Consider the following 25784-nt stretch of genomic DNA (forward strand, 5'->3'; position numbering starts at 1 on the left):
CCGCGGCTGGGGCCGGGACCGCGGCTGGGGCCGGGACCGCGGCTGGGGCCGGGACCGCGGCTGGGGCCGGGACCGCGGCTGGGGCCGGGACCGCGGCTGGGGCCGGGACCGCGGCTGGGGCCGGGACCGCGGCTGGGGCCGGGACTCGGGCGAAAGATGAGGCCGAGGCTGTTGTGAGGGCCGGGGCCGACGCCGGAGCTGGAGGCGGGGCTGGGACCAGAGCCAAGGCTGGGGGCGAGAGCGGGGCCGAAGCCGGCGCCAGCACGAAGACAGGGACCGAGGCCAAAGACGGGGGCGTTGCGAGGGCCGGGGCTGACGCCGAAGCCGAGGCCAGGGCCAGTACGAGCGCCGAAGCCGGGGACGTTGCGAGGGGCGGGGGCGCAGGTCGAGCCGGGGAACGGGTCGGGGCCGGCGGGGTAGCGAGCGCGGTTGACGGACACAGCGGAGTCGGCGGTCGAAGGCAGGCTGGGCATTGGCCGGTGGGGCCGAGTGGCGAGGCTGGGCGACGGCTTGTTGGGGCTTCTCGGGTGGTTGCCGAAAGGGCTGCGGGACCGGTCATGGTGGGGCGGGAGGGGGAGCTCAGTGCTGTGCTCAGCCTGGTTGATCAGGCGGCGAGTGGTGGGCGTCCTCGGCTGGTCACCGTGGCTGGGCCGGCTGGGATCGGGAAGACTCGGCTTGTTCAGGAAGTGATTGCTCGGCGGCCGAAGATGCGCGTTTTGCGCGGGCGGTGCCTTGCCGCGGGGGACGGCATCACCTACTGGGCTCTGGGCGAGATCCTGCGCGAGGCCTGCGGGATCACGCTCGGCGATTCGGGCGAGGTCGCGCAACGGCGGCTGCGCGAGACGCTCACTCCGGCCCTGCCCGATCGGACCGTTTATGCGCTCGCGACGACCGCCGGGATTCGGTTGCCGGGCAATCCGCTCGACAATGCCGATCCGCGCGACGTCGACGATGAGCTGGGGCGGGCGTGGCCTCGGCTGGCCAGTGCGTTCGCCGTACGGGAACCGCTTCTTCTGGTCGTCGAGGATCTGCACTGGGCCGGCGCGCCACTGATCGCGATGCTGTCCCGGCTGGTGGCGCGGGCCGAGGGACCGGTCGTCGTGCTGACCACGGCCCGGCCGGAGTACGAGCATCCGCGGCCGGCCGATGTTGTCTCTTTGCGCGCGCTTACCGACGCCGACGGGCGCGCCCTGCTGGCGGCCCTGCCGCACCGGACCTCACCGGAGAACCTGGCCCGGATCCTCGCTCGCGCCGACGGCAACCCGTACTTCCTCGGGCAGCTCGCGGCCCATCTGGCCGAGGGCGGCCGCGGCACCCTGCCCGACACGCTGCATGCCCTGCTGGCGGCCCGGGTGGACGCACTGCCGGCCGCCGAGAAGCAGGTCCTGCAGCGAGCGGCCGTGATCGGGCGGATCTTCTGGGCCACTCCCCTGCACGCCGGCTCGGAGCATCTCGAGGCGCTGGAGAGTCGCGGCCTGATCCGGGCTCGGCCCGCGTCGGCTGTGGCGGGTCAGGACGAGTACGCGTTCGAGCATGCGTTGTTGCGCGATGTAGCTTATGCCGGTCTGCCGCGAGCACAGCGGGCGACCGGGCACGCCGAGGCCGCCGCCTGGCTCGAGGAGGTGTCACGCGAGCGCGTCGGTGAGGTCATCGAACTGATCGCCGTGCACTATGCGGCCGCGGCGGACGGGCCGGAGGCGGACGACTGGATCCGCGGGAAGGCGTTTCGCTCACTCATCGCCGCCGGGGTGAGCGCCCGTCGTCGGTTTGCGGTGCGGCGGGCGCTCGATTTGCATCGGAGGGCGATCGGGTACGCGGCCAACCGTGCCGAGCGGGCCGAGGCGATCGAGGCGATGGGCGACGACCACGAGACCGCGTACGCCGGGGACGAGGCGGTCGCCGCCTGGCGGGAGGCGATCACGGCGCTGCCCAAGGACGACCGGCGTGCGCGTCTGTGTCTGAAGACGGCTCAGATGGTGATCGCGCGGTGGGGTGGGTTCCGCACGCCGGCCGATCCCGCGCTGGGCGATCGGGTGGTCGACGAGGGGCTGGCCGCGGTGACCGATCCGTCCACGAAGGCGCAGCTGCTCGCTTTGCGCGCATTGTGCGGTGGTCGCTGGGCGTGGACTGGGCAATCCGACCCTCTTCCGGTGCGCGACCGTCGGCGGGCCGCGACCGATGCGTCCGCGTTGGCCGGCCGGATCGGGTCGGCGCCGCTGCGGGGGCTGGCGCTGCTCGGCGTGGCCGCTGTCCACTTCCTGGAGGAACGATATGAGGACGCGGTCGAGGCCGTGCTCGAGGAGGTCGCGCTGGTCGAGCAGGACGGCCGCGATCGCGATCGCGCACTCGGCCACACGATCGCGTGCCTGGTGATCGGGGGTGTCCGCGGCGACTACAAGCTGGCGCTGGAACACGCGCTCCGGTCATACGAATGGGCCCGTGGACTGTCGCCGCACGACCGTCTGCACGGCACCGCGGTCGTCATGATCTGCCTGGAACAGCTCGGCCGGTACGACGAGGTCGACCGCTACCTCGACGAGCATCTGCGCCTGCGGCAGGGGCCGGTCGCCGAGATGGCCTGCCCGTACATCCGCAGCGGGCCGCTGGCCGGGGCGCTCGCCCTGGCCCGGCGCGGCGAGCACAAACGCGCACAAGAGGTGGCCGCGACGGTCACTGCCGACCTCGCCCACCCCGGCAACGCCGAGGTGCTGCGGTCCCGCCTCGCCCTGGAGTTCGGCGACGTCGCAACCGCCCGCTCACTGGCCGAGCAGTTGATGAGCATGAACCGCCGCCCCGGCCCGGAGGAGATCCCGCACGAGGCCCTGGCCCTGGTGCAGGCGCTGGCGGCGGCCGGTGACCGTGCGGCGCTGACGGCTTTCCTGCCCCGGGCCCGCGCGGCCGCGAAGTACCTGGCCATCCTGACGCCCGCCTGCGACCACGCAGAACGGAGCTGACACCCGCGCCGGCCACTCGAATGCGGCGGCTGGCGAAACGGTGGGGCTGGCGGACAGTGAGCAATGGAGGCAGCGGGGTCGGGCGCGGGGAGCAGCGGGCGGGCGACAAAGCAGCGGGATCGGGCGAACGGCGGGCAGTAGGACAGCGGGACGGCGGACTGAGGGACTACGGGCTGCGGGACAACGGGCTGCGGATGCGGGGCTGCAGGGCTGCGGGGCGGCGGGGCGGCGGGGCGGCGGGGCGGCGGGGCGGCGGGGCGGCGGGGCGGCGGGGCGGCGGGGGCTGGCTATCACGGGTCAGGCTTGGATCCAGTCGAAGGTGCGGGAGACTGCGCGTTGCCAGTTGCCGTATTCGGTTTCGCGCTTCTGGGTTTCCATCTTGGGTAGCCATTGGGCCGCTCGGTGCCAGTTGCGGCGAAGGCCTTCCAGGTCCGGCCAGTAACCGACGGCCAAGCCTGCGCCATATGCGGCGCCCAACGACACCGTTTCGGCGGCGAGTGGGCGGACCACGGGGACGTCGAGGACGTCGGCGATGAACTGCATGAGCAGGTTGTCGGCCGTCATTCCGCCGTCTACGCGCAACGTGGAAAGGGCCAGGCCGGAGTCGGCGTTCATGGCGTCGACCACCTCGCGGGTCTGCCAAGCGCTGGCCTCCAGGACTGCGCGGGCCAGGTGGCCTTTGGTGATGTAGGAGGTCAGGCCGACGATCACGCCGCGGGCCTCGCTGCGCCAGTAGGGGGCGTACAGGCCGGAGAAGGCGGGCACGATGTAGCACCCGCCGTTGTCCGTGACTGTCCGGGCGAGCGTTTCGATCTCGGGGGCGCTGGCGATCAGTTCGAGCTGGTCGCGGAACCACTGGACCAGCGAGCCCGTGATCGCGATCGAGCCTTCCAGGGCGTACGCGGCCGGTTCGCCCTTGATCTGATAGGCCACGGTGCTGAGCAGGCCGTGGGTCGAGCGCACCAGTTCCGCACCGGTGTTGAGCAGCAGGAAGCTGCCCGTCCCGTACGTGCATTTGGCCTCGCCGGGCGCGAAGCACGTCTGGCCGAACAGGGCCGCCTGCTGATCGCCCAGGGCCGCGCCGATCCGCACGCCGGGGAAGGCCGCGGTGGCCGTGCCGAAGACGCCGATCGACGGGCGCACCTCGGGCAGCATCGCGCGCGGGATGCCGAAGAACTCGAGCGACTCCGGCGACCAGTCGAGAGTGTGCACATCGAGCAGAAGTGTGCGGCTCGCGTTCGTCACGTCGGTGACGTGCAGGCCGCCGGTCAGCTTCCAGATCAGCCAGGTCTCCATCGTGCCGAACAGAACTTCGCCCCTTTCCGCGCGTTCGCGCAGTCCGGGATGGTGGTCGAGCATCCACCGCACGCGCGGCCCGGAGAAGTACGTGGCCAGCGGCAGGGCGGACCGATGCCGTACGCCGTCGGCGCCGGGAGCGTCGTCGAGGGCGCCGACCATCGTGTCGGTCCGGGTGTCCTGCCAGACCACGGCGTGCCCGATCGGGTTGCCGGTGACCCGGTCCCAGAGCACCGTGGTCTCCCGCTGGTTGGCGATGCCGACCGCCGCTACCTGGTCGATCGTGGCCCCGGCCCGGCGCAGCGCCTCGGGCCCGAGCCGTTCCACGTTGCGCCAGATCTCGGCCGCGTCGTGCTCGACCCAGCCCGGCCGCGGGTAGTACTGCTTGTGTTCCTGCTGGGCCAGGGAGACGAGCTGGCCGCGCCGGTCGAACACGATGCACCTGGTCGACGTCGTGCCCTGATCGATGGCGACGACATAGCGCTCGGTCATGGTTCCCCCAGGTCGTTCGATGTCGGGCGGCTGCGCAAGAAGGCGGCGCGGGCGTTAAGAAGGTCAGCGTCGGGCGGCCCCGAGATCACGGGACACCGCACGGGCGGCGTCGCGAACGTTGGCCACCAGCGGCGGCCGTGGCCGATAACGGCTGTCGCAGATCCGCTCGACGTGGCCGGAGATGCCGATGGCGCCGACCACCAGCCCCCCGTACGCCCGGATCGGCGCGGCGATCGACGCCTCGCCGGGCGTGTGCTCCTCGATGTCCGCGCTCCAGCCGGCCTCCCGCACGTCGCGCAGCGCCCCGGCCAGGTCGCGGTGGTTGACGAGCGTACGGCTGGTGAAACGGTCGAGGCGGTTCGGCACGGACGCCCCGTACGCGAGCAGCGCCTTGCCCAAGGCCGTCGCGTGGATCGGCAGCAGGCTGCCCACGTCGAGGGTCTGAAAGGTGTCGTCGGGCCGGAAGACGTGATGGACGACCAGCACCTGTCCGTCCAGGACGGTGCCGATCCGGACGGCTTCCCCGCTGCGCGCGGCCAGCGGGTCGGCCCAGTTGATCGAGCGCGAGCGCAGCTCGTTGACGTCGAGATAGCCGGTGCCCAGCCGCAGCATGGCCGCCCCGAGCTGGTAGTGCCCGGATGCGCGATCCTGCTCGACGAAGCCCACTTTGCGCAGTGTCTGCAGGATGCCGTGGACGGTGCCCTTGGCCAGGTCGAGCGAGCGGGAGATCTGGGCCAGGGACAGCCGGCCGGTGCCTCCCGCGAGCAACCGCAGGACGGCCGCGGCGCGCTCGATGGACTGCACTGTTCCCGGCACGTAACGACCATATGACGATCAGTAGCGATGCCCCGAGACCACCGTTCGACATTGTCGAATGGCGTTCATTGTCCGTGCTGGTCTGGCTACCTAGCGTCCTGAAGGTCACAACCCTCGGGAGGGCACATGGCAGCACGATTGAAGATCCCGGGAGGACTCTTCGCAGAACTGGCCGCGGAGTTCGCCGGGACCATGATCCTCATCCTGTTCGGTGTCGGCGTCGTGGCCCAGGTGGCCGGCGGCGGCATCGGCGATCACGACAGCATCGCCTGGGCGTGGGGCCTGGGCGTGGTGCTCGGTGTGTACGTGGCCGGGCGCATCAGCGGGGCGCACCTCAACCCCGCGGTCACCGTCGCGCTGGCGGTCTTCAAAGGCTTCGAGTGGCGCAAGGTGCTTCCGTACAGCATCGCGCAGTTCCTGGGTGCGTTCGTCGCGGCGCTGCTCGTCCGGTGGAACTACACCGAGGTGCTGCACGCCGCCGACCCGAATCTGACGATCAAGACGCAGGGCGTCTTCTCGACGCTGCCCGGCAACGGGGCGCTGCCGGTCGGCGAGTGGGGCGCGTTCCGCGACCAGATCATCGGCACCGCGATCCTGTTGTTCCTGATCCTGGCGGTCACCGACGCGCTCGGCACTCCCCCGCAGGCCAACATGGCGCCGTTCATCATCGGCCTGATCGTGGTGGCCATCGGCATGGCCTGGGGCACCAACGCCGGCTACGCGATCAACCCGGCCCGCGACTTCGGCCCGCGACTCGCCAGCTTCCTGACCGGCTATGGCGGGGCAATGCGCGACCAGACGGGGTATCTCTATTTCTGGATCCCGATCGTGGCGCCCATCATCGGTGGTGTGCTCGGCGCCGGCCTCTATCAGGGGCTGATCGGCCGATTCCTGCCCAAGCTCGGCGCACCGGAGCCGGGACGGCTGCCCGAGCAGGAGACCCGAGAGAGCGTGGAGGCACGTAATGGCTGACTTCGTCGGCGCCGTCGACCAGGGCACGACCAGTACCCGCTTCATGATCTTCGATCACGGCGGCAACGAGGTGGCCCGCCACCAGCTCGAACACGAGCAGATCCTGCCGCAGGCGGGCTGGGTCGAGCACAATCCGGCCGAGATCTGGGAGCGCACGGTCACGGTCATCCGTACGGCGATGCAGAAGGCCAACCTGGGCGCGACCGACCTGGCCGCGCTGGGTGTGACCAACCAGCGCGAGACGGCGGTGGTGTGGGACCGCACCAGCGGCCGGCCGTACTACAACGCCATCGTCTGGCAGGACACGCGCACCGACCGGATCGCCTCGGCGCTCGAGCGCGACGGCCGCGGCGACGTGATCCGCCGCAAGGCCGGCCTGCCGCCCGCCACCTACTTCAGCGGCGGCAAGATCCAGTGGATCCTGGAGAACGTCGACGGGGTCCGGGAGGCGGCCGAGCGCGGCGACGCCATCTTCGGCAACACCGACAGCTGGGTGCTGTGGAACATGACGGGCGGGGTCGACGGCGGCAAGCACCTGACCGACGTGACCAACGCCAGCCGCACGATGCTGATGAACTTGGAGACGCTCGACTGGGACGACGAGCTGCTCGGGTTCTTCAACATTCCTCGTTCGATGCTGCCCGAGATCCGGCCGTCGTCCGACCCCAACACGTACGGGGTGGCGCGGTGGCCCGGCTCGCTCGGCGGCGAGGTGCCGCTCACCGGTGACCTCGGCGATCAGCAGGCGGCCACGGTCGGGCAGGTGTGCTTCTCGCCCGGCGAGGCCAAGAACACGTACGGCACCGGCAACTTCATGCTGCTCAACACCGGCAACGAACTCGTCCGCAGCGAGAACGGCCTGCTCACGACGGTGTGCTACAAGTTCGGTGACGCCGCGCCGGTGTACGCGCTCGAGGGTTCGATCGCGGTGACCGGGTCGGCCGTGCAGTGGCTGCGCGACCAGTTGCACATCATCAACGACGCCGCGGAAAGTGAGCGTTTGGCGTCCGAGGTGCAGGACAACGGCGGTGTCTACTTCGTGCCCGCCTTCTCCGGGCTGTTCGCTCCCTATTGGCGGTCGGACGCGCGCGGGGCGATCGTCGGCCTGTCCCGCTTCAACACAAGTGCGCACATTGCGCGGGCGACGCTCGAATCCATCTGTTATCAGAGCCGCGACGTCGTCGACGCCATGGCGCAGGACTCCGGCGTGACGCTCGACGTGCTCAAGGTGGACGGCGGCATCACGGCCAACAACCTGGCCATGCAGATCCAGGCCGACGTGCTCGGTGTGCCGGTCAGCCGGCCGGTGGTGGCCGAGACGACCGCGCTCGGCGCCGCGTACGCGGCCGGGCTGGCCGTCGGGTTCTGGAAGAACACCGACGAGCTGCGCGAGAACTGGAACGAGTCGCAACGCTGGCAGCCGTCCTGGTCGGAGGAGCAGCGGGCCGAGGGCTACGGCAAGTGGAAGAAAGCCGTCGAACGCACCCTGGACTGGGTGGACGTGGACTGAGCTGATGACTGCACTTTCTCCGCAGTATCGGGACTCGGCGCTGGCCGCGCTGGCCGGCGCCGAGCTCGACGTCCTGGTGGTGGGCGGTGGAGTGGTGGGCTCCGGGGCGGCGCTGGACGCCGTCACCCGGGGCCTGTCCACCGGCCTGGTCGAGGCGCGCGATCTCGCGTCCGGCACGTCGAGCCGCTCGAGCAAGCTGCTGCACGGCGGCCTGCGCTACCTCGAGATGCTCGACTTCGGCCTCGTGCGGGAGGCGCTGCACGAGCGCGACCTGAGCCTGACGCGCCTGGCGCCGCACCTCGCGCGGCCCGTGCGGTTCCTCTATCCGCTCAAGCATCGCGCCTGGGAACGCGCATATACGGCCACCGGCATCACGCTCTACGACACGCTGGCGCTGGGCGGCGGCATGCCGCGGCACCGGCACCTCACTCGTACGGGGGCACTGCGGGTCTGCCCGGCATTGCGCAAAGATGCTCTGGTCGGCGCGTTGCAGTATTACGACGCGCAGGTGGACGACGCCCGGCACACCATGTTCCTGGCCCGCACGGCCGCCGCGTACGGCGCGCACGTCGCCTCGCGCACCGAAGTTGTCGGTTTCCTGCGCGAAGGTGAGCGAGTCACCGGCGTCCGGGTCAAAGACCTCGAGGTCGACCGTACGTTCGAGGTGCGCGCGCAACAGGTGATCAACGCGACCGGCGTGTGGACCGACGACACGCAGGCGCTGGTCGGTGAGCGGGGTCAGTTCCACGTACGCGCGTCGAAGGGCATCCACCTCGTCGTGCCGCGCGATCGTATTCAGTCGTCGACCGGGCTCATCCTGCGCACCGAGAAGAGCGTGCTGTTCGTGATCCCGTGGGGCCGCCACTGGATCGTCGGGACGACCGACACCGATTGGTCGCTCGACAAGGCGCACCCGGCAGCGTCCAGTACGGACATCGACTACTTGCTCGAACATGTCAACTCCGTGCTCTCGACGCCGCTTTCGCGCACAGACGTGCAAGGTGTGTACGCGGGACTGCGTCCGTTGCTGTCGGGCGAGTCGGAGGCGACATCGCAGTTGTCGCGCGAGCACATGGTCGGCAGTCCCGTGCCGGGGCTGGTCGTGGTAGCGGGCGGCAAGTACACGACGTACCGGGTGATGGCCAAGGACGCGGTGGACGCTTGTGTGCACGGTCTTGGCCGTTCGGTGCCGCCGTCGTGCACGGACAGGGTGCCGCTGGTCGGCGCGGAGGGCTACCCGGCGTTGTGGAACCAGCGGCGAGTGCTCGCTTCCCGCTCGGGTCTGCACGTGGCGCGCGTCGAGCACCTGCTCGGCCGGTACGGGTCGCTCGTGCACGAGGTGCTCGGACTGATCGAGGCGGACAAGTCGCTCGGGCAGGCGCTCACCGGCGCGGACGACTATCTGCGGGCCGAGATCGTCTATGCGGCCGGCCACGAGGGCGCCCGGCACCTGGAGGACGTGCTGACCCGGCGTACGCGGATCTCGATCGAGACCTTCGACCGGGGAACCGTCTGCGCGCAGGAAACGGCCGACTTGATGGCCGGGGTGCTCGGATGGACGGCCGAGCAGACCGCCCGGGAGGTGGAGAACTACCGCGTACGCGTGGAGGCCGAACGTGAGTCGCAGGAGCAGCCCGACGACGAGACCGCCGACGCGACCCGGCTCGGCGCCCCCGATGTCGTGCCCGTCTCCGACTGAGAAACGGACGCCGGGCGGTCAACCAATCCGCTACCTAACGTCACCAGGAGAGCACTACATGTGATCGGGCGGCGACCGATCACTGGGGGCACCTCAACCGAGTCAGCCCCAAGGAGTTTCGATGCGCCTCCGTCACCGTGCCGCCGTCATCACCGCCGTCGCCGGCGTCGCCCTCGCCGCCGCGTCGCCGGCCCTGGCCGCGACCGCCAGCGTCGGCACCGGCACCGGCACCGGCACCGGGGCGAACGTGAACGTCAACGTGGGCGCGAACGTTCCGGCGCCGTTCGCCGGCGCGGGCTCGGTCGTGTCGGCCGGCGCCGGCAAGGTCACGGTCAAGCTGGTCACGCTCGACGGCAAGGGCGGCACGGCGACGTACCCGGTCGCCGAGAAGGCCGTCATCCTGCTCGACGGGCGTACGGTCGCGCTGTCCGCCCTGCCCGCCGGCGCACGCATCGTCGTGGTCGGCACGGTCACCGGTGGCACCACGTACTCGGCGAAGTCGCTGACCGCGCTCTCGCGCTGGCAGCTCAACCTCAACGGCACGGTTTCGGCCGTGGACGCCGCCAAGGGCACCGTCACCGTCAACACCGGCACCCCGGCCGCCGCCGTCAAGCTGAACGTCGACCCGAAGGCGAACATCGAGCTCAACGGGGTCAAGGTCGGCCTGTCCAACCTGCCGGTGGGCGCCACGGTCAACCTGAACGGTACGGAGACGACCGCCGGGGCCACGGTCGCCGGCATCGACGCCAAGCTCGGCACCGCCCGCCCCCGCGCCTGACGGGCCGCACAGCCGGCGCCGAACCCCGGCGCCGGCAGCACCCCGCCCAGGGGCGTCAGCCGCGCTCGCGCTTGACCAGATCGCGGACTGCGGGGGCCACCTCGGCCGCCAGGTGCTCGGCGGTGGCTGCGTCATCCGACGCCACGATGAAGCCGCTGATCCCATAGGTCAGCGCCAGCTCGGCCAGCTGCTCGACCCCGGCGTCCTGCGGACCCATGTTGAGCAGCCGTCGCACACTCGACGGCGATCGGCCCGACTCCGCGGCGGCCTCGTCGATGCGGGCGTTCATCCCGGTCAGCGAGGCGGCCCCGTCCGGCAGGTACGACAGCGACGGGAGCCAGCCGTCCCCCAGCCGGCCGGTCAAGGCGAGCATCTTCGGCTTGTAGGCGCCGATCCAGATCCCGATGTCGTGCGCCGGCGCCGGGCCCCGCTTGGCCCCGCTGACCTGGTAATACTCGCCCTTGTGGTCGACCCGCTCGCGGGTGTCGGTGTGCCACAGGTCCCGGATGATCCCGATCGCCTCGGTCAGCGCCTCGATCCCCTCGCCGGGAGTCCGCCGGGGCCCGCCCATCGCGGCGACGCCGTCGGGGAAGGCGCCCGCGCCGAGCCCGAGCTCGATCCGGCCACCGCTCAGGATGTCGAGCGACGCCGCCGCCCGGGCCAGCACCGCGGGCGGGCGCAGCGGCAGGTTGAGCACATTGCCGCTGATCCGGATCCGCGACGTGCGCGCGGCCACCCACGACATGAGCGTCCACGTGTCGACGAACGCCGGCTGGTACGGATGGTCCTGGAACGTCACCAGGTCGAGGCCCGCCCGGTCGGCCGCGACGGCCAGGTCGACGGCCCGCGCGTTGGGCGTGACGAAGGTGCCGAAGAGCAGATCGTGCCCGTAGTCGGTCATGACGTCTCCAAAGGAATCGGGAAGTTGTCGCGGAACAGCGCGGCCGGGTCGTAGCGGCGCTTGAGCTCGCGCAGCCGGCCCAGCGTCTCGGGCGGGAAAGCGTCGTGCAGGCGCTCGGGCCGCTGGTCGGTCTCGAAGCTGAGGTAGAGCCCGTCGAAGTGCTTGGCCAGGAAGAGGTCCCACGCGGCGTCGAGGCCCTGCCGGTCCATGCCGATCGCGGTCACCGAGAACTCGGGCGTACGGTGCGCGAACGCGGTGGCGTCGGACGGGGTGTCGGCGATCGCGCCGCCCATGTGCCGCAGCTGGAAGAAGAACGTCTGCCCGGATCGCAGCAGTTGGACGACGTCGCGCGCGAATTCCTCGGTGAGCTCGGGCAGGAACCCGGACCGCGAGATCGGCTCGCCGCGGCCGTGGTGCCCCTCGGCGCCGACGTCGGCCGCCTGCGCCATCACGTCGGTGTAGCGGGCCACGACCACCTGCTGCTGCGCGAGCATGCCCGTCGTGGCGAACGGGGTGAGCCGCTCGATGATCGTGTCGGGGTCGCCCGAGTCGACCAGCCCGTACATCTGGATCACGGACTGGCCCTGGCGGGGCTGACCGGTGAGCCAGAAGACCGTGGTGTCGCGGGGCGCGGCGCGGGCCACCTCGCCGTACTGCCGCAGGGACTCGGCCAGGTCGTCCGTGACCAGCGCGAGCTGGGCCCAGCCGACCTCCGTGACCTCCTCGGCCTCGAACTCGAACGCGGTCGCCACCCCGAAGTTCGCGCCGGCACCCCGTACGGCCCAGAAAAGGTCTTGATTCTCGGTGTCGCTCGCCCGCACCTGACTGCCGTCGGCCAGCACGAGTTCGACGGCGCGCAGCCGGTCGATGGTCAAACCCTGCGAACGGGACAGGAACCCGATGCCGCCCGCCGTGGCCAGCCCGCCCACGCCGACGCCGCCGTAGTCACCCGAGCCGAGCGCCAGGTCGTACTTGTCGAGGAACGCGCCGACCTGCTTCCAGGTGGCGCCGGGCTCGACCCGGACGAGCCCGGTGCCGAGCATCTCGATGCTGTTCATGGCGCCGACGTCGATGATCAGGCCGCCGGTGTTGGTGGACCGGCCGCTGATGCCGTGTCCGCCGCTGCGCAGGCCGAGCTGCAGCTCCGGATGCCGGCGGGCGAAGGCCAGGGCGTCGGCGACCTCGGCCGGGGTGCGCGGGCGCAGGATCAGGGCCGGCCGGCCGCCGCGCATGTAGGTCGAGCTGCGGCCGCGATAACCGGGATCGCCCGGCTCGAGCTTGATCAGCGACGCCGGCAGGTCGTCGAAGCGGCTCGCCGCCCCGGGCGTGGTCACCCGCGAGCCGGCCAGGGTGTTCAGGGTGTCGAGGGCCTTGTCGGCCATCTCCTCCGAGACCGCCGCCGGGGCCGCGGGCAATGTGATCCGTACGTTCTCGTCGCGGGCGGCCAGCCAGACGGCCGCCGTCCACGGGTCGAGCCCGCCCTCGCGATCCTCCAGGACCACCGGGCCGTCGACGTGGACCGCCGACTCCGCGAACGTCGCGGGGTCCAGCGCGATCTTCTGTTCCGTGATCAACGAATCCTCCGCAGAAACGATCGTCGTGCGAGTAGATAGTATTGCGAGAAGACGATCTGTCCAACAGATAGGATAGCGCGGTGAGCAACACGACAGCGGACTTCGGAGCGGCCCTCGGCCTCCTGCTGCGGTCGTACGCGGAGATGGTCGGCCCCAAGCTGAAGGACTTCCCGCAGGGCGAGCGCGGTTATCAGACGCTCTGCGAGGTGGTACAGGGCACGCCGCCCAGCCAGGCCGTGCTCGCGGCCAAGCTCGGTATCGACCGCACCATGATGACGTATCTGATCGACGATCTGGTCGAAGCCGGCCTGGTCGAACGGCAGCCCAACCCGGCCGACCGCCGCCAGCGGCAGATAGTCGCCACCGATCGCGGCCGCGACGCCGTGGCCGCCCTGTGCGGCCAGGTCGCCGAGGCCGAGCAGGCCGCGCTGGGCAGCCTGGACGAGCGCGAACGCGCGTTGTTCCGCCGCCTGCTCGACAAGGCGGCCGGCCTCGGCCCGATGCACACCGCCGAGGCGTGCGCGATCGTCACGGAAGCCCTGGAGGCCTGACCCGTCACCGTCCGCTGTCGCGCGGATCCGGCACAGCGTGACCGAGAGCACAATTCAGCGGATCAGGTGACCAGCTCGTCCGTTGTGCGCGTCTCTGTGAGGGAGAACCATCTACCCCAAGGGCGCACACATGACACTGAGCAGGGCATATCGCGCGTTGGCGATCGCAGGGTTGTTTTCCGTGATGGCCGCCTGCGGTGACCACGCCACGCCGGTGCCGGAGTCCTCGCCGAGCGTGTCGCCGTCGGCCGCCCCGTCGATCGAGTCGGCGCCCGTCGTGGCCGATCCGCGCGCCGCCCTGCCGGCCAACCTGCGGCCGCGCGTGCCCCGCTTCGCCCCGCCGCCGCCCGCGACGAAGGTGACGCTGCCGGCCAACGGCACCGCCGGGTGGTTCAGCCGGATCCCGACCGACCAGAAGGTCGCCTTCATCACGATCGACGACGGCTGGGAGAAGAACCCGCTGGCGGTCAAGCTGTTCCAGGCCGCGGACGTGCCGATCGCGCTGTTCCTCGAGGTCAACGCGATCAGCGACAACCCCGGCTACTTCCAGCAGCTGCAGGCGACCGGCGCCACCATCCAGAACCACACGATCAGCCACCCCGTGCTCAAGGGCCGGTCGTACGCGTTCCAGAAGCACGAGATCTGCGGCGGCGCCGATCAGCTCGGCCGGCTCTACGGCAAGCGCCCGACCCTGTTCCGGCCGCCCGGCGGCGCGCACGACGCCACCACGCTGCGGGCGGCCCACGACTGCGGGATGAAGGCGGCGTTCTTCTGGAAGGAAACCACCCACAAGGGCAAGGTCCGCTTCCAGGAGGGCACGGCCGTGCAGCCCGGCGACATCATCCTCATGCACTTCCGGCCGCGGTTCGTCGACGACTTCCTGGCCGTGCTCAACGCCATCCACAAGGCCGGCCTCACCCCGGCCCGGCTGGAGGACTACATCCCCTGACCAGCGCGGCGCAGCCGGAGCCAGGCGTCGGCCGGAAACAGCTTCCGGGCGATCCACCAGGCCGTACGGGAGTAGTAGGGGCGGGCGGCCGCCTCGTCGAGGATCGCCGGGGAGTCGGCGCGGTGGTCGGCGCCCTTCCAGCGAATCGTGCAGCTCCCGGCGGACTGGACGTTGCGGACCCAGTTGGTGCGCGCGCCCCACGGCAGGTTGATGACGAACTCGTCCGGGGTGGCCATCACCACGACCGGGACGGCCAGCTCGCGTCCGGAGACCCGGCCCCGGTGGTGCACCACGGCCCACGGCGAGAAGCGGCGGCCGGCCAGGGCACGGACGTACGGGGTGGTGGCGCGGGCGAAACGCCACGACGTGTCGGTGGTCATGGGAGCAGTGTCGGGCCGCGGGGAGCCGGTTCGCTTCCCGGAAATCCGTTAGACGCCGCGCAGCGCGTAGGCCACGGCGGCGGTCCGCCCCCGTACGCCTAATTTGCGGTAGATGTTGGCCAGGTGCCGCTCGACCGTGTGCACGGCGATGCCCAGCTTGTCGCCGATCTCGGCGTTGGAGTCGCCGGCGGCCAGGCGGTGCAGCACCTCGTGCTCGCGCCGGGTGAGCGCGCCCGTGACCGTGGTGCGGCTGATCCGGCCGTCGGTGACGAAGCCGGTGACCAGGGACAGGTCGGCTGCGGGGTCCTCGACGAAGAGGGTGGGCGTCGAGCCCGGCAGCTCGACCAGGCGGGCGCCGGGGATGGCGCCGGTGAGCCGGCGGAAGACGTCGGCCGGGATCTGCTGGGTGCCCTGACGGTGCAGGACCAGCGTCGGCGCCTCGATCTTCGGCAGCAGCGGCGTCACGTCGATGTCGCGGGCGGCGGAGAACCAGGCCTTGGCGATCGCGGGGGTGGTCGCGGTGCGGAAGGCCTCGGCAGTCCAGCGGCCCGACTCGGTGCCGTCCCAGCCCAGCCAGGCCGTGGCGGCGGCGTCGGCGAACAGCGACCAGTCCTGGTCGACCAGCGACAGCAGGGCCCGGGTCTGGGCCGGCTGCATGGCCTCGTCCATCCGCGCGGCGCCGCCGTACAGGATCAGGCGCTCGACGCGACGGGGCTCGGCGGCGGCGTACGCGATGGCCGTCGCCACCGAGTGGTAGTAGCCGAGCAGCGTCGCGCGGCGCAGGCCGGTGGCGTCGAGCACGGCGGTCAGGTCGCGCAGGTGGGCCTCGACGCCCAGGTCGGACAGGTCGATTTCGCGGCTGGAGGCGCCCGTGCCGCGGCCGTCGTAGAGGACCAGCGTGCACTCGCGGGCCAGGGCCTCATAGGCCGCCCGGAGCGCGGGGATGCGCCACTGCGCGGTGACGTTGCTGAGCGACGGCATCCAGACGAGGGCGGGGCCGCGGCCCAGCACCTGATAGCCGATCGTCACGCCGTCGGCGGTGCGGGCGAAGCGGGTCTCCACCCGATCAGTAAAACAGCATCACATACTTATAGATGTATTTAGATGTTTGTACTATGTCGCGCAGGTCCCGGGTGCGATCGGATGTTTGGTGGTAACAGCCGTTCCACAAAGGAGGTACCGTGCGCACCCCACCCCGTGCGTTGGCGGGAACCGCTGCCGGGTTCCTGGCGGCCGCGATCGTGCTGACCGCCGCATCCGGCGGAAACGCGGCCCCGGCGGCCCCGGCCCAGGCCGAGAAGGCGAAAGTTCAGGGCGACAATCACCACGACCACGTGATCGACAACCGGAAGGGGCGGCTCGCCCCGACCAGCGGCCAGCGTGCGGCCGCGGCGGGTGCGGAGGCCCGCTGGAACGCGCTCGGCACGCCGGCCTCGCTGACCACCACCGGTGAGCCGCTCGAAGCGGGGCTCCCGGCCGATCCGGTCGCGGCGGCCAGGGCGTACGTGGGAAAGAATTTGGATGTTCTCGGCCTGACCGCCCGGGGCGCGGCCGCCCTCGAGGTGCTGACCACGGCCAAGCTGGGTGAGGGCGCCGCGGTCGTGTTCCGGCAGAAGTTCGGTGACCTCGTCGCCGGGCGCGACGGCCTGCTCAACGTGGGCGTGCGCGACGGCAAGGTGTGGTTCGTCAGCTCGTCGCTCTCGCGGGACGCGGTCGCGCCCGATCCGGCCACGCTGACCGCCGAGCAGGCCGTGACGCTGGCCGCGCGCGACGCCGGGATCGCCGCGCCGACCGTCATCGCCAACAAGCTGGTCGCCGTGCCGACCGCGACCGAGGGCGCCCGCGCGGCGTACCAGGTCACCTTCGGCGCCGACCTGCAGGGCGCCGACCCCGAGGCCTTCACCACCTACGTCGACGCCCGCGACGGCGGCGTGCTGGTGCGCGAGAGCATCGTCGACCACAGCGAGGACGACCCGTCGTGGGACGTCTTCCCGAGCTCGCCGCCGCTGGACTACTCCTCGTCCGACGACCGGCTGACCTGGTGCTGGGGCCCGCTGCGGGGCTGCGACGAGGTCGTGGCGACCACCGCGTCGAAGCTGCCCTGGGACGTCGACCCGGCCACGAACGAGCCGACGTTCACCACGCGTGGCAACAACGCGATCGCGGTGGAGAACTGGAACTCCAACGACGCGTTCAGCGTGGGCACCGAGACGGCCACGCCCAAGCCCGACCGCGCTTACGACTACAAGTGGACGAACCAGTGGTACCGGGAGCGCTGCTCGCCGGACGTGTTCACCACGCCGCAGCGCAACGACATCGACGCGGCCCGCGCGAACCTGTTCGGCATGCACAACCGCATGCACGACTGGTCGTACCACCTGGGCTTCACCGAGGCGACCTGGAACATGCAGGACGACAACGGCACCGCGGGCGGCCTCGGCAACGACTACGAGCAGGGCAACGCGCAGGCCGGCGGCATCAGCGGCGGCCCGCCGAACTTCGAGGCGCGCAACAACGCCAACCAGATCACCCCGCCCGACGGCGAGGCGCCGATCACCAACATGTACCTGTGGCAGCCGGTCGCGGCCGCCTTCTACGGCGCCTGCGTCGACGGCGACTACGACATGTCCGTGATCGGGCACGAGTACACCCACGCGATCACCAACCGCATGATCGCCGGGCCGGACGCGGGCCTGAGCTCGCCGCAGGGCATGAGCGAGAGCTGGTCGGACCTGCTCGCGATGGAATACCTGCAGGAGTACGGCTACGCGCCCAAGGGCAAGAAGGGCTACACGATCGGTCAGTACGTGACCACCGACCCGATCGCCGGCATCCGCAACTACAACATGAGCGACAGCCCGCTCAACTACTCGAGCGTCGACTACGACTTCGTCGGCCTGCAGGTGCACGCCTCCGGTGAGCTCTGGAGCGCCACGAACTTCGACGTGCGCGAGGCGTTCCTCAAGCGCTACGGCTCGGGTTCGGCCGCGGTCAACAAGGCGTGCGCGAACGGCAAGCGGCCCGTCACCGAGTGCCCGGGCAACCGGCGCTGGATCCAGCTCGTGGTCGACTCGTTCCTGCTGCTCGCCAACAGCGCGAACAGCCAGGTGGACGCGCGCAACGCGCTGCTCGGCGCCGACCAGGTGCGTTTCGGCGGGGCCAACCAGGACATCATCTGGAACGCGTTCGCCAAGCGCGGCCTCGGCGAGGGCGCGGTCAGCAACGGCGCGGGCGACGCCAACCCGACGCCCAGCTTCTCGTCGCCGCACGCCACCGAGGCGACGGTGAAGTTCAAGCCGGTCGACGAGAACGGCCGGCCGGTGCCGAACGCCAAGCTCTACGTGGGCGACTACCAGGCCCGCGCGGTCGCGGTGGCCGACACCGACCCCGCCACGGCCCTGCCCGACGAGGTCAAGCTGGTCGCGGGCTCGTACGGGTTCCTGACCCAGGCGGCCGGCTACGGTCACGCCCGGGTCGGCTCGACGTCGCTCAAGGCCGGCCAGACCCGGACGCTGACGGTCAAGATGCCGCACAACCTGGCCTCGGGCGCCGCCGGCGCGGTCGCGACCGGTGACGGCATCAACCTGGCCCGGATCACCGACGACGACGAGGCCACCAACTGGGCCTCGCTGGGCAGCGCGGTGGCCGGCAAGCAGGTCACCGTCGACCTGGCCGGCGGAGCTCAGACCGTACGGCGGGTGCAGGTCAGCGCCCAGCTGCGGCCCGCGATCACCGGCGACCCCGACCCGCTCACGCAGAACCGCTACACCGCGCTGCGGCAGTTCAAGGTGCTCGCGTGCACCGCGACCGCCACGGTGACCTGCGCGAACGGCTCGGAGTTCAAGACCGTCTACACGAGCAAGCCGGACGCCTTCCCGGCCGGCGCGCCGCGGCCCCGGGTCAAGGACCTGGTCGTGAAGTCGTTCGACATCAAGCCGACGACGGCCACGCACCTGCGCCTCGAGGTCGTGACCAACCAGTGCACCGGCGGTCCCGAGTACGCCGGTGAGCAGGACGCCGACCCGCGGGCGGTCACCGACTGCGCGACGGGCAGCCCGCAGGCGCTCAACGTGCGCGTCGCGGAGTTCCAGGCGTACGGGAAATAGGTATTGAAAAGAAGTGGGCGGGCCCCGGTCCGCCCACTTCACCCGTCTGCAGGAGAATGGTGGCACGCTGCGCCTACGGTTAGGTGCGGACACCGGGCTCAGGAGACGGGAAAAGTGACGACCGAGGACGCCGATCGCGAGATCACGCGTTGGGCGAGCGGGCACCCCCTCCCCGAGCCGTTTCGCGACATCAGTGAGGAACTGTCCCACTTCCTCCTGGTTTACAAGTTCGGGCTGGCCGAGATCGGCACCAAGATCGGCATTCTGGCCGAGGAGCTGACCCACCGCGGCCGGCACAACCCGATCGAGCACGTCAGCCCGCGCCTCAAGACCACCAGCAGCATCACGGCCAAGGCGAAGCGGATCGGCTGCCCGCTCACGCTGGACGACCTGCGGCTGCGCATCCGTGACATCGCCGGCATCCGGATCGTGTGCAGCTTCGTCTCCGACGTCTACACCGTGGCCGACATGCTGACCCGCCAGCCCGACGTCACGCTGCTGCAGACCAAGGACTACGTGGCCAAGCCGAAGGCCAACGGCTATCGCAGCCTGCACCTGATCGTCGAGATCCCGGTCTTCCTGTCCGAGCGCGTGGTCCACGTGCCGGTGGAGGTGCAGCTGCGCACGGCGGCGATGGACTTCTGGGCCAGCCTGGAACACAAGATCCATTACAAGTACGACCCCGCGGTGCCGGGCGCCCTGCGCGAGGAGCTGGCGGCCGCGGCCGAGGACGCCGCCCGCCTCGACCGGCGCATGGAACGCCTGCACCGCGAGATCCACGGCCCCCGCGTCTAAGCGCGGTTGGCGCGCTCTCCCAGCTGGCGGAGCACGTCGGCGAGGGTGTCGCGGCTGTCGCCGACGGTGTCGCCCGTGTAGCTCTCCTTCAGCGTGATCGTCGTGCCGCTGTGCAGGCGCAGCTCGGCGTTGATCGGGACCGCCTTGTGCACCTGCGTGCCCACGACCTCCTCGAACGGCACGAACCTGTACGTGCGGGCCAGCTCGGCCACGTCGTTCGAGGCGAGCATCCGGCCGATCCGCTCCTCGCCCTTGTCCTTGTCCTTGGGCGCGGGCACGAACAGGAAGCCGCGGCTGAGCAGGATCAGGTCGGTCTCCTGCCCGTCGACCTTGACGTTGGCCATCAGGCCGATCACGTCGGCGCCGGTCGCGGTGGCCTTCGCCTCGACCACGCGGGCCGCCTGGATGTCGACGCCGGCGTGGTGGATGCGGGCCAGGGCGAGGTCGAGCGTCTCGGGCGCCACCGCGAGCTTGGCCACCTCGGTCAGGTCGGCCGGGTGCCCCCAGTTGTCGACCAGCCGCGCGGGCTCCGACCACGAGTGCTGCCAGTGCACGACGTTGCTGTGCAGGGCGGCCAGCGCGATCAGGTCCTCCATGATGTCGGCGAACAGGGCCGGGGCCTCGGCCCGCGAGTTCTGCGGGAAGAACTCGACGGCCAGCTCGCCCAGCCGGCCCGCCGCGACCAGGCCGAAGATCTCGGACAGGCCGCTCTCGGGGACGCCGGTGAGGCGGGCGGCCGAGCGGAAGACGCGGTCGGCCCGATTCTGCATCTGCTTGCCCATCGCGGCCGCGGTGAACTGCGGCCAGGGCAGCACCTGACGGTCGCCGAAGTCGACCACCTCGCCCTGCAGGGCCAGGCCGGCCCGGTGCAGGTCGGAGAAGAGGATGGTGGCCGAGCGGTCGTCGGCCGGGTGGCGCATGGCCGGCAGCGCCCGCATGGCCGCGATGCGCTCGCCGGTCGACGGGTGCGTGTCCCAGCGCGAGGTCTCGCTGTCGGGCTCCTCGGCGCGCATCCGGGCCAGCTCGGCCGCGCGGGCGTAGTAGAGGTGCCGGAAGCCGCCGAACACGTCGTCGGGGGCGAAGCCCTGCTCCCAGCCGTACGCGATGTAGCGGCCGAAGTAGAAGTTCCACGCGGCCGCCACGACGGGGATCTCGCGCATCGCCGACGTGGCCGCGTCGACGCCGGCCACCCGCACCGACACCTCGTCGGCCTCGAGCTCCTGGCGGCGCGTGACCGCGTTGCTGACGATCAGGAAGAGCCACCCGTACGCCTTGAAGACCCAGCCCGCCACGTTGAAGCGGCCCACGCGGCTCAACGTCTCGCGCAGCGCCAGGCGGCCGCGATAGGTGACGGCGGCCAGCCGCGTGTGCGACCCCGAGTAGTGGCCCAGCTCGTGACCGATCACCGACTTGAGCTGGTCGATCGTGAACGTCTGCAGCAGCGGGACGCCCAGGTAGAGGCGGCGGGTGCCGGCGGCCAGGCCGAGCAGCTTGGTGTCCTCGGTGACGGCCGCGTTGACCTCGGGCACGAGCCGGATCTCGTCGGGGGCGCGGGTGCCGGCCGCGACGGCCATGTCGCCGACCAGGCGCCACAGGTCGGGGGCGTGCTGCGGCGTGAGCAGCAGGCCCTCGGGCTCGCCGGGCTTGGTGCGCAGGGCCTTCCACAGGCCGACCGCGACGGCGCCGAAGCCGACGATCACGAGCCAGCTCAGCTTGGCCGCGCCGGTGCCGCTGAGGTGCGTCCAGATCTCGTACAGCAGGAAGCCGGCCACGGCCAGCTGCACGACCCCGAGAACGTAGAAGCCGATCAGCATGGCGACCGACAGTGCCGCGCGCAGGGCAGCATTCATGAGCGGTTCTTCCTCCCCGTGACACCGCCTGACCGCCGGACGGCCAGCGGAATTTACAGCGCTGTCGATCGAGGGGCAATCAGGATTTCGGCGCATCCGCCGAATGAACGCGCCGGATAGGGAAATATGCCTGTCATGAGGGCAATTGCGCTGGACGAGTACGGCGACCCGGACGTCATGACGCTGCGGGAGCTCCCCGATCCGCTGGTGGGACCGGACACGGTGCGGATCCGGGTGCGCGCGGCCGGGGTGAACCCGGTCGACCACGTCATCCGGGCCGGGCATCTGCAGGGCGCCTACCCGCACCACCTGCCGCTCATCCCGGGCTGGGACGTGGCGGGCGTGGTCGACCAGATCGGCGACGCGGTGACGCGCTTCCGGGTCGGCGACGAGGTCATGGCGTACGCCCGCAAGGACAGCATCCAGCACGGCACGTACGCGGAACTGGTGTCGGTCACCGAGCGGGCGTGCGCGCACAAGCCCGCCGCCATCTCGTTCGCCGAGGCCGGCGGGCTGCCGCTGGCCGGGCTGACCGCGCTGCAGGCGCTGACCGCGGCCAGTGTCGGCCCCAGCGACGTACTGCTGGTGAACGCGGCCGCGGGCGGCGTCGGGCACATCGCCGTGCAGATCGCGCGGGCGCTCGGCGTGACCCGGGTGATCGGCACGGCCTCGCACGCCAACCACGACTTCCTGCGCTCGCTCGGCGTGGAGCCGGTCGAATACGGCGACGAGCTGCCCAAGCAGCTGGCCGACCTGGTCGGCGGCGACGGCCGGGTGGACGTGGCGGTCGACTTCCACGGCGGCGACGACCTCAAGGCCATCGCGGCCCTGGTCCGGCACCCGATCCGGCACGCGTCGGTGGTCGACCCCGCCGTCAAGCAGCAGGGCGGCCGGTACGTCTTCGTGCGCCCCGACGGCGTCGAGCTGGAGACGCTGGGCTCGCTGGCCGCGGGCGGGCGCCTGCGGATCCAGGTGGCCAAGGAGTTCCCGCTCGAGCAGGCGGCCGAGGCGCACCGGCTGATCGAGCAGGGTCACGTGCAGGGCAAGGTCGTCCTCACCGTGGACTGAGCACGGCCTCCTTCTTCTTGAGCGTGGGCGCGACCACGGCGGCCGCGGCGAGCAGGGCCAGCACGACGATCATCGCGTTGCGCAGGCCGTAGTGCTCGCCCAGGAAGCCGAGCGCGGGCGGGCCGACCAGGAACGCGACGTAGCCGGCGGTGGCGACCAGCGAGACCCGGGCGGTCGGGTTCGCGCCGGAGTCGGCCGCGGCCGAGAGCGCGACCGGGAAGCCGAGGGCGGCGCCGACGCCCCACAGCAGGACGGCGGCGCCGGCCACGACCTGGTTGTCGGCCACGATGACCAGCAGCAGGCCGACGCCGCCGATGATCGCGCTGGCGCCGAGCACGGCGGGGCGGCCGAACCGGGTCAGGAACCAGCCGCCGCCGAACCGGCCGATCGTCATGGCCGCGGCGAACGCGGTGTAGACGGCCGAGCCCAGGGCGGCGTCGAGGCCGTGGCCGTCGACCATGATGAGCGGGAGCCAGTCGTTGGCCGCCCCCTCGGCGAGGGCCATGGCCAGGACGACGATGCCGATGAGCCAGAGGATCTTGTCGCGCCAGACCGCTTCGTTGGGCGATTTGTTCGCTTTGCCGCTGGCGGTCAGGCCGACGCCCGCGGGGATCCGCCGGATGGCGCCCAGCGCGACCGGCACGCTGATCAGGCCGATCGCGATCAGGTGCCAGGTCACGGAGAACCGGGTGGCGGTCAGGCCGATCCCGATGCCCGCGCCGACCACCGTGCCCAGGCTGAAGAAGCCGTGCATGGTCGGCAGGACGGCCCGCTCCAGCAGGCGCTCGACGTCGGCGCCCTCGATGTTCATGGCCACCTCGCCGCCGCCCATGCCCAGGCCGAACAGGAACAGCCCCAGCGTGACCAGCCAGAACTGCGACAACCCGGCGCCCAGCCCGACGACCGGCATGCTGGCCACGGTGGTCAGGATGCCGGCGGTCACGACCGGACGGGTGCCGAAGCGGGAGACGAACCGGCCCGAGCTGAGAATGCCGAGCATCGAGCCGGCGGAGAGGCCGAACAGCACCAGGCCCATCTGGGCGGTCGACGCGCCGAGCTGGTCGCGGATGTCCGGCGTGCGGGTCACCCACGACGAGATGGCCAGGCCGGGCAGGAAGAACAGCGCGAACAGCGCGTTGCGGCGGTGCGTGGTGGTGCGGTCCATGAGCTCCCTCTCCAAGTGCGTACGAACGTACACACTTGGGGGCGGGCCCTACAATAGGCCGATGGGCGGGTCCAGGCGCGTGGCCAACGACCCGCTGCGCAAGGAGCGGATCCTCGACGCGGCCCTTACCGTGATCGCGGAGCACGGCGTGCACCGCACGACGCACCGGCGCATCGCCGAGGCGGCCGGGGTGCCGCTGGGCTCCCTGACCTACCACTTCGACAGCCTCGAGACGATCCTCACGGAGGCGTTCCGGCGGCTCGGCGAGTCGATGTCGGCTCACTACGACGCCGTCCTGCGCGGCGCCGCCGACCGGTCCGGCGCGATCGACGCGGTCACCGATCTGATCTGCGGGGAGACGTACGCCACCCCGCGCGAGCTGACCCTGATCAACGAGATGTACGCGTACGGGAATCACCACGACGACGTCGGCGAGCTCGGCCGGCAGTGGCTGGAACGCAGCTGGGCGAGCCTGGCCCTGCACTTCACCCCGCCCGCCTGCCGGGCCCTGGACGCGCTGATCGAGGGCTGGACGATCCACCAGTTCGTCGAGCGCAAGCCCCTCGACCGCGCGCTCGTGCACACGACCGTGACCGTAGTAGCCGAAGGAGTTCGATAACGCATGCGCCTTGACCTCGCTGGGAAGACCGCCCTGGTCACCGGATCCACCCAGGGCATCGGACGGGCCATCGCGGCCGGGCTGGCGGCGGCCGGCGCCCGGGTCGGGGTCAACGGCCGCTCCCCCGCCTCGGTCGAACGCGCGCTCGCGGAGCTGGGCGACGGCGACTTCGTGCCCGCCCCGGCCGACGTGACCACCGACGAGGGCGCCGCCGCCGCGCTGGACGCCCTCGGCGAAGTGGACATCCTCGTCAACAACCTGGGCATCTTCGGCGCGCAACCCGCCCTCGAGATCACCGACGACGACTGGCGGCGCTACTTCGAGGTCAATGTGCTGGCCGCGATCCGCCTGACCCGCTCGGCGCTGCCCGGCATGCGCGACCGGGGCTGGGGCCGCGTGCTCTACATCGCCAGCGACTCGGCGGTCGTCATCCCGGCCGAGATGATCCACTACGGCGTCTCGAAGACCGCCCTGCTCGGCGTGGCCCGCGGCTTCGCCAAGGAGGCGGCGGGCTCGGGCGTGACCGTCAACAGCGTCATCGCCGGCCCGACCCACACCGGCGGCGTCGAGGATTTCGTCTACTCCCTCGTCGACAAGGATCTGCCCTGGGACGAGGCTCAGCGCGAATTCATGCGCCGGCACCGCCCGCAGTCACTGCTGCAACGGCTGATCGAGCCCGAGGAGATCGCCAACATGGTGGTCTATCTGTCTTCCCCGCTCGCGTCGGCCACCACAGGCGGAGCCGTACGCGTCGACGGCGGCTACGTGGACGCTATCCTCCCCTGACATGGCAGTCATCGTTCGCTTGGCCCGTACGAACGAGGCCGCGCAGATCGCCGCAGTGTGCGCCGCGGGATGGCGGGACACGTATGCCGGCCTGTTGCCGCCCGCGGCCATCGACGAGGCGATCGCCACTTACTACACGCCCACGCGCATCGAGGGCGAAGTCGGCGGCGGCGCGTCGGACGGGTGGCTGGGCTACGCGGTCGCAGTCTCGGACGGCGAGGTGCTCGGCGCGGCCGGCGGCGGCCTGACCGGCCCCGGCGTCGGCGAGCTCTTCGTCCTGTACGTCCGCCCCGACGTGCAAGCACGCGGCCTGGGCAGCCGCCTGCTCGACTTCGTCACCGGCCAACAGGTCGGCCGGGGCGCCCGCGAGCAGTGGGTCTCGGTCTACCAGGGCAACCCGAAGGGCGAGCCGTTCTACCGAGCCCGCGGCTTCGAGTTCGTCGAGGCCGTGACCCCGTGGGACGGCCTCGGCGCCGAGCAGGGCGTGAAGTCGTTGCGCCTGCGCCGCACGGTCGCGCCCTGA

The 25784-nt window shown here is 71.2% G+C and carries 21 protein-coding genes; 13 read left to right on the top strand and 8 right to left on the bottom strand.

The annotated features are described in order from the left end of the window. Positions 1–557: 557 nt before the first annotated feature. Positions 558–2954, top strand: coding sequence for an ATP-binding protein (locus JKJ07_RS42750; protein ID WP_202997754.1), 2397 nt, complete (start codon positions 558–560; stop codon positions 2952–2954). A gap of 297 nt (positions 2955–3251) precedes the next feature. Here JKJ07_RS42750 and glpK (JKJ07_RS42755) read toward each other — a convergent pair whose 3' ends face one another. Together glpK (JKJ07_RS42755) and JKJ07_RS42760 are read right to left on the bottom strand one after the other, a co-directional pair. Beyond that, entirely contained in the window at positions 3252–4742 is a 1491-nt protein-coding gene (gene glpK / locus JKJ07_RS42755) for a glycerol kinase GlpK (protein ID WP_202997755.1), read from the bottom strand. 63 nt (positions 4743–4805) lie between these two features. Further along, a complete protein-coding gene (locus JKJ07_RS42760; RefSeq protein WP_202997756.1) occupies positions 4806–5558 on the bottom strand; it encodes an IclR family transcriptional regulator in 753 nt (250 codons plus the stop codon). Positions 5559–5684: 126 nt separating this feature from the next. On the opposite strand from JKJ07_RS42760, the gene JKJ07_RS42765 reads away from it, so the two are divergent. The 4 genes from JKJ07_RS42765 (at position 5685) to JKJ07_RS42780 (ending at position 10517) form a co-directional block, all read left to right on the top strand. After that, complete coding sequence (locus JKJ07_RS42765; protein ID WP_202997757.1) at positions 5685–6530, top strand: MIP/aquaporin family protein; 846 nt, start codon at positions 5685–5687, stop codon at positions 6528–6530. Next, positions 6523–8040, top strand: coding sequence for a glycerol kinase GlpK (gene glpK, locus JKJ07_RS42770; RefSeq protein WP_202997758.1), 1518 nt, complete (start codon positions 6523–6525; stop codon positions 8038–8040). The genes JKJ07_RS42765 and glpK (JKJ07_RS42770) overlap by 8 nt, the downstream gene beginning before the upstream one ends. 4 nt (positions 8041–8044) lie before the next feature. Continuing rightward, positions 8045–9739 carry a glycerol-3-phosphate dehydrogenase/oxidase gene (locus tag JKJ07_RS42775; protein WP_202997759.1) on the top strand — a complete coding sequence of 565 codons (1695 nt, stop codon included), beginning with the start codon at positions 8045–8047 and terminating at the stop codon, positions 9737–9739. Between the two features lie 121 nt (positions 9740–9860). Beyond that, positions 9861–10517, top strand: a complete 657-nt coding sequence (locus JKJ07_RS42780; RefSeq protein WP_202997760.1) for a hypothetical protein — start codon at positions 9861–9863, stop codon at positions 10515–10517. Positions 10518–10572: 55 nt separating this feature from the next. On the opposite strand, the gene JKJ07_RS42785 is transcribed toward JKJ07_RS42780, so the two are convergent. Further along, positions 10573–11418 carry an LLM class flavin-dependent oxidoreductase gene (locus JKJ07_RS42785; RefSeq protein ID WP_202997761.1) on the bottom strand — a complete coding sequence of 282 codons (846 nt, stop codon included), beginning with the start codon at positions 11416–11418 and terminating at the stop codon, positions 10573–10575. Further along, positions 11415–12992, bottom strand: coding sequence for an FAD-binding oxidoreductase (locus JKJ07_RS42790; RefSeq protein ID WP_236030911.1), 1578 nt, complete (start codon positions 12990–12992; stop codon positions 11415–11417). The genes JKJ07_RS42785 and JKJ07_RS42790 overlap by 4 nt, the downstream gene beginning before the upstream one ends. A gap of 80 nt (positions 12993–13072) precedes the next feature. Here JKJ07_RS42790 and JKJ07_RS42795 point away from each other — a divergent pair, with 80 nt between their 5' ends. Together JKJ07_RS42795 and JKJ07_RS42800 are read left to right on the top strand one after the other, a co-directional pair. Further along, on the top strand, positions 13073–13543 hold the full coding sequence (locus JKJ07_RS42795; RefSeq protein ID WP_202997762.1) for a MarR family winged helix-turn-helix transcriptional regulator: 471 nt from the start codon (positions 13073–13075) through the stop codon (positions 13541–13543). A 130-nt stretch (positions 13544–13673) separates the two neighbouring features. After that, positions 13674–14492 carry a polysaccharide deacetylase family protein gene (locus JKJ07_RS42800; RefSeq protein ID WP_202997763.1) on the top strand — a complete coding sequence of 273 codons (819 nt, stop codon included), beginning with the start codon at positions 13674–13676 and terminating at the stop codon, positions 14490–14492. Here JKJ07_RS42800 and JKJ07_RS42805 read toward each other — a convergent pair. Both JKJ07_RS42805 and JKJ07_RS42810 read right to left on the bottom strand, forming a co-directional pair. Beyond that, complete coding sequence (locus tag JKJ07_RS42805; protein WP_202997764.1) at positions 14480–14872, bottom strand: hypothetical protein; 393 nt, start codon at positions 14870–14872, stop codon at positions 14480–14482. The two genes, JKJ07_RS42800 and JKJ07_RS42805, sit on opposite strands and share 13 nt — an antisense overlap. 48 nt (positions 14873–14920) lie before the next feature. Beyond that, positions 14921–15934, bottom strand: a complete 1014-nt coding sequence (locus tag JKJ07_RS42810; protein ID WP_307834712.1) for an alpha/beta fold hydrolase — start codon at positions 15932–15934, stop codon at positions 14921–14923. Between the two features lie 119 nt (positions 15935–16053). Between JKJ07_RS42810 and JKJ07_RS42815 the strand changes: the two genes are divergently transcribed. Both JKJ07_RS42815 and JKJ07_RS42820 read left to right on the top strand, forming a co-directional pair. Then, positions 16054–18978, top strand: a complete 2925-nt coding sequence (locus JKJ07_RS42815; RefSeq protein ID WP_202997765.1) for a M36 family metallopeptidase — start codon at positions 16054–16056, stop codon at positions 18976–18978. Between the two features lie 114 nt (positions 18979–19092). Then, positions 19093–19773 (top strand): GTP pyrophosphokinase, encoded by a 681-nt coding sequence (locus tag JKJ07_RS42820; protein ID WP_202997766.1) that lies wholly within the window; start codon positions 19093–19095, stop codon positions 19771–19773. Here JKJ07_RS42820 and JKJ07_RS42825 read toward each other — a convergent pair. Then, positions 19770–21623 carry a M48 family metallopeptidase gene (locus tag JKJ07_RS42825; RefSeq protein ID WP_202997767.1) on the bottom strand — a complete coding sequence of 618 codons (1854 nt, stop codon included), beginning with the start codon at positions 21621–21623 and terminating at the stop codon, positions 19770–19772. The two genes, JKJ07_RS42820 and JKJ07_RS42825, sit on opposite strands and share 4 nt — an antisense overlap. A 135-nt stretch (positions 21624–21758) precedes the next feature. Between JKJ07_RS42825 and JKJ07_RS42830 the strand changes: the two genes are divergently transcribed. Continuing rightward, entirely contained in the window at positions 21759–22691 is a 933-nt protein-coding gene (locus JKJ07_RS42830) for an NADP-dependent oxidoreductase (RefSeq protein WP_202997768.1), read from the top strand. Here the strand turns inward: JKJ07_RS42830 and JKJ07_RS42835 are convergent. Beyond that, positions 22678–23856 (bottom strand): MFS transporter, encoded by a 1179-nt coding sequence (locus JKJ07_RS42835; protein WP_202997769.1) that lies wholly within the window; start codon positions 23854–23856, stop codon positions 22678–22680. The two genes, JKJ07_RS42830 and JKJ07_RS42835, sit on opposite strands and share 14 nt — an antisense overlap. A 61-nt stretch (positions 23857–23917) precedes the next feature. Here JKJ07_RS42835 and JKJ07_RS42840 point away from each other — a divergent pair, with 61 nt between their 5' ends. From JKJ07_RS42840 to JKJ07_RS42850, 3 genes are read left to right on the top strand one after another with little or no spacing between them, the layout of a single operon-like run. Beyond that, positions 23918–24475, top strand: coding sequence for a TetR/AcrR family transcriptional regulator (locus tag JKJ07_RS42840; RefSeq protein ID WP_202997770.1), 558 nt, complete (start codon positions 23918–23920; stop codon positions 24473–24475). A gap of 3 nt (positions 24476–24478) precedes the next feature. Then, positions 24479–25261 carry an SDR family NAD(P)-dependent oxidoreductase gene (locus tag JKJ07_RS42845; RefSeq protein ID WP_202997771.1) on the top strand — a complete coding sequence of 261 codons (783 nt, stop codon included), beginning with the start codon at positions 24479–24481 and terminating at the stop codon, positions 25259–25261. Position 25262: 1 nt separating this feature from the next. Beyond that, complete coding sequence (locus JKJ07_RS42850; RefSeq protein ID WP_202997772.1) at positions 25263–25784, top strand: GNAT family N-acetyltransferase; 522 nt, start codon at positions 25263–25265, stop codon at positions 25782–25784.

The sequence above is a fragment of the Paractinoplanes lichenicola genome (assembly GCF_016785085.1).
In the GTDB taxonomy this organism is placed as follows: Bacteria; Actinomycetota; Actinomycetes; order Mycobacteriales; family Micromonosporaceae; genus Actinoplanes; species Actinoplanes lichenicola.